This is a genomic window from Microbacterium sp. CPCC 204701, from assembly GCF_004010105.1.
Classification (GTDB): Bacteria; Actinomycetota; Actinomycetes; order Actinomycetales; family Microbacteriaceae; genus Microbacterium.
On record NZ_RRYE01000278.1, the window covers coordinates 1 to 4,024 of the forward strand.

A 4,024-nucleotide genomic window follows, 5' to 3' on the forward strand; every position below is an offset into this window, starting at 1 on the left:
GGGCGCGCGGCGCAGCTGCGCGAGCGATTCCCCGGCGCGCAGACGCTGGTCGGCGATCTCGCAGAGCCGACGAGACTGTCGTGGGCGTTCGGCCAGCAGAGCGCTCCGCCGCGACTGGACTCCCTCCTCCACGTCGCCGGCGTCGTCGAGCTCGGCACCGTCGCCGACACTCCGGTCACGACGTGGCAGCAGCAGCTCAACGTCAACGCGGTCTCGCCCGCCGAGCTCACGCGGCTCATGCTGCCGGCGCTGCGCGCCGCGCGCGGGCAGATCGTCTTCGTGAACTCCGGAGCCGGACTGCGAGTGAGCCCGGAGTGGGGCGCGTACGCGGCCAGCAAGTTCGCCGTCCGCGCGATCGCCGACGCGGTGCGCGCCGAGGAGCGCGAGAACGACGTGCGCGTCACGACGGTGTATCCCGGCCGGACGGCCACGCCGATGCAGCGGAAGGTGCACCAGCAGGAGGGCGCCGACTACGACGCGTCGCAGTGGATCGACCCTGCGTCCGTCGCGACGACGATCCTCGCGGCGCTCGACCTGCCGCGCGACGCGGAGCTCACCGAGCTCACCGTCCGCCCCGGCGCCTGACCGGAGAGCACGGAGTCAGCGCGCGCGCAGCTCCCACAGCGCGACGGCGCTCGCGGCCGCGACGTTGAGCGAGTCCACGCTCCCCGCCATCGGGATCGTCACCACCGTGTCGGCCGCTTCGAGAGCTCGGCGAGACAGGCCGTCGCCCTCGGCACCGAGGAGCAGTGCGACCCGCTCCGGGCGCCTCGCGCTGAACGCGTCGAGGCTCACTGCATCGTCGGCGAGCGCGAGCGCGGCGAGTGCGAAGCCGGCACCGTGCAGCACTCCGCGCGCCTCGCCCCACTCCGGCAGCCGGGTCCACGGCACCTGGAACACCGTTCCCATGCTCACCCGCACGCTGCGGCGGTACAGCGGGTCGGCGCAGCGCGGGCTCACCAGCACCGCATCGGCTCCGAGTCCGGCGGCCGCGCGGAAGATCGCGCCCACATTGGTGTGGTCGACGATGTCCTCGAGCACGACGACCAGCCTCGCAGCGGCGACGACCTCGGAGACCGGCGGCAGCTCCGGCCGGTGCATCGAGGCCAGCGCGCCGCGGTGCACGGCGTACCCGGTCAGCGACTCGGCGACTTCGGGCTCGACGAGGTACACCGGCACGGAGGGGGCCGCAACGAGCTCCTCGATCTCGTCGAGCCACTTCTCCTGCACCAGCACCGACCGCGGGCGGTGGCCGGCAGCGAGCGCTCGCGCGATCACCTTCGCCGACTCGGCGATGTAGAGGCCCTCCTCGGGCTCCCGCACGCGCCGCAGCGCGACATCCGTCAGGTCGCGGTAGTCGGCGAGGCGATCGTCCGAGGCGTCCAAGATGCGTTCGATGCTCACCGTCACACTTTCGCAGAATGCGTAACATGCCCGAAAACCGCCGGGCCTACACTCGACCCGAGGGGGTTCGCCACGTGACCACGACGATCGGGACCGCGTTGGACGCGGAGACGACGGATGCCGTGGCCGCCGCCGTCGCCGCGCTCGCGGGCCGCCGGATCGCGGTGCTGACGGGCGCCGGCGTATCCACCGACTCCGGCATCCCCGACTATCGCGGCCAGGGCGCGCCCGTGCGGACCCCGATGACCGTGGATCAGTACATCTCGAGCGAGGCCGCGCGGCGTCGCTACTGGGTGGGCAGCCACCTGGGATGGCGGGCGTTCGCCGCCGCCGCGCCCAACTCCGGCCACCGGGCGGTCGCCGATCTCGAGACGCGAGGAATCGCGACGGGCGTCGTGACCCAGAACGTCGACGGCCTCCACGTGCGCGCCGGAAGCAGACGGGTCGTCGAGCTCCACGGCACGATGCGCCGGGTGTTCTGCACCCACTGCGGGCAGGTGTTCGACCGTCGCGACCTCGCGCAGCGCGTCGAGCGAGACAACCCCTGGATCCTGGTGCCCGAGAACGTCGCCCTCGGTCCTGACGGCGACGTGCTTCCCGAGAGCGTCGAGGGGTTCCGCATCCCGGCGTGCAGCGTCTGCGGCGGCGTCCTCAAGCCCGACGTCGTCTTCTTCGGCGAGTTCATCCCGGCCGAGAAGTTCCGTGAGGCTGAGCAGCTCGTGCACACGAGCGAGGCGCTCGTCGTCGCGGGGTCGTCGCTCGTCGTGAATTCCGGCATCCGTCTGCTCGAGCGCGCCCGGCGGCGCCGGATGCCAGTCGTCATCATCAACCGCGGCGCCACCCGCGGCGACGCGCGGGCGACGGTCAAGATCGACGCCGGCACCAGCGAGGTGCTGCGCGCGCTGGCCGACTCGCTGCCGGCTCTCGATTGACCTCCCCACTCGGGGGTCGCGACACGCCGATATCCGTGACCATTCCCGCGAGTCGTGCCACCTGAGCCGTCGGCCGCTGCGCGGCTTGCGGGTCGGGGCGCGGATAGGCTCGAGGTGTGACCGCGCTGACCCTGATCCGCCACGGCGAGACCGATTGGAACCGCGACCGCCGGATCCAGGGCATGACCGACATCCCGCTCAACGACACCGGTCGCGCGCAGGCACGCGCGACCGCGGCGCTGCTGCGCGACCGGCTCGACCTCGGCCTTCCCGTCTCGATCGTCTCGAGCGACCTCGCCCGGGCACGCGAGACCGCCGAGATCATCGCGACCGAGTTGGGGATCGCCGCTCCGCGTGCGTACCGCAGGCTGCGCGAGCGCTCCTACGGCGAAGCCGAAGGCATCGGCGTCGACGAGTTCCGCGAGCGCTGGGGCGACTGGTACACCGCCGAGGTCCCGGGAGCGGAACCCTGGCCAGAGCTGCGCGCACGCGGCATCGCGGCACTCGGACGAGCAGTCCGCGACCATCGTCGCGCCACCGCACCGGCGGCTGCATCGCTCATCGTCGTCAGCCACGGCGCTTTCATGCGCGAGATGATGCGCCACGCCACCGCGGGCGAACTCCCGCCGGCCGGCGAGCGCCTGAGGAACGGCTCCGCGCACGACTTCGTCTACGAGCGCGACCACCTGCGGCTCGTCGCCTACGCCGGCCTCGTGGCGTAGGCCCGGCTCGGGCTGGGCTCGGGGTCGGCTCGTCAGCGCCTCTCGCGCGCCAGCACCGCACGCGCGTGGCGCAGGACAGGCTCATCGACCATGCGCCCGTCGTACGAGAACACCCCCCGCTCGCCCTCTGCTGCCTCCAGCACGGAGCGCGCCCACGAGACCGTCCGCGGGTCCGGCCGGTACGCCGCGCGGATGACCTCGACTTGACTGGGATGGATGCAGGCGGTGGCGGCGAATCCGGATGCCGCGGCATCCGTCGCCTCGTCCGTCAGGCGCTTCGTGTCGGCGATGTCGAGGTGCACGGCGTCGATCGCCGCCTTGCCGCGCGCGCCCGCCGCCAGCAGCACGCGCGAGCGCGCGTAGCGCGCGACGTCACGGTAGCGGCCGTTCGGCTTGCGGCTGGAGGTGCCGCCGAGACTCGCGACGAGGTCCTCCGCACCCCACATGAGCGCGACGACGTTGTCGAGCGCGGCCAGGCGATCGGCCTGCGCGACGCCCTTGGCCGTCTCGCACAGCGCGATCACCTCGAACCTCGCGTCGATCTTGCCGACCCGCTTGGGGGACTCGGCTTTGGCGAGCATGATGCGGCGGTAGTCGGTCTGCGAGAGCGTTGCGAGGTCCGCGATGAATGCGTCGGTCTCGGGCGGGTTCACGCGCACGATCACGCGCGCCGGGTCGAGCTCGGACTCGATGAGGTGGCCGCGCGCCGCGGTCTTGGCATCCGCGGCGACCGCGTCCTCGAGGTCGAGGATCACCGCGTCGGCGCGTTCGAGCGCCTTCGCATATCGCTCGGGTCGGTCGGCCGGGCAGAAGAGCAGGGCGGGACCCAGGTCGAACGTCACGAGGCCTCCTGTGTCTCAGGACTGCGCCACATGAGCGCCACGCGCGTGGCGACCGCGACGACCGTGCCGTGCTGATTGCGTCCGGTATGGCGCAGCGTCACGATGCCCTGACCGCGGCGCGATG

Annotated in this window: 5 protein-coding genes and 1 pseudogene; 3 read left to right on the forward strand and 3 right to left on the reverse strand. The window is 72.4% G+C overall.

The window, feature by feature from the left end; translation table 11 throughout:
• A partial coding sequence (locus EIO58_RS13835; RefSeq protein WP_127820025.1) for an SDR family oxidoreductase occupies nucleotides 1-585 on the forward strand: 585 nt, incomplete at its 5' end.
• 15 nt (nucleotides 586-600) lie between these two features.
• On the opposite strand, the gene EIO58_RS13840 is transcribed toward EIO58_RS13835, so the two are convergent.
• Nucleotides 601-1,404 (reverse strand): TrmH family RNA methyltransferase, encoded by an 804-nt coding sequence (locus tag EIO58_RS13840; RefSeq protein ID WP_127820026.1) that lies wholly within the window; start codon nucleotides 1,402-1,404, stop codon nucleotides 601-603.
• 74 nt (nucleotides 1,405-1,478) lie between these two features.
• Between EIO58_RS13840 and EIO58_RS13845 the strand changes: the two genes are divergently transcribed.
• A complete protein-coding gene (locus tag EIO58_RS13845) occupies nucleotides 1,479-2,336 on the forward strand; it encodes a Sir2 family NAD-dependent protein deacetylase (RefSeq protein ID WP_446723927.1) in 858 nt (285 codons plus the stop codon).
• A gap of 116 nt (nucleotides 2,337-2,452) precedes the next feature.
• Nucleotides 2,453-3,058 carry a histidine phosphatase family protein gene (locus EIO58_RS13850; protein WP_127820028.1) on the forward strand — a complete coding sequence of 202 codons (606 nt, stop codon included), beginning with the start codon at nucleotides 2,453-2,455 and terminating at the stop codon, nucleotides 3,056-3,058.
• A gap of 32 nt (nucleotides 3,059-3,090) precedes the next feature.
• On the opposite strand, the gene EIO58_RS13855 is transcribed toward EIO58_RS13850, so the two are convergent.
• The gene (locus EIO58_RS13855; RefSeq protein WP_127820029.1) at nucleotides 3,091-3,900 is read right to left on the reverse strand and encodes an HpcH/HpaI aldolase/citrate lyase family protein; all 810 of its coding nucleotides are present in this window, start codon (nucleotides 3,898-3,900) and stop codon (nucleotides 3,091-3,093) included.
• A pseudogene (locus EIO58_RS19365) lies at nucleotides 3,897-4,024 on the reverse strand (MaoC family dehydratase); the annotation flags it as partial. The pseudogene EIO58_RS19365 and the gene EIO58_RS13855, both read right to left, overlap by 4 nt.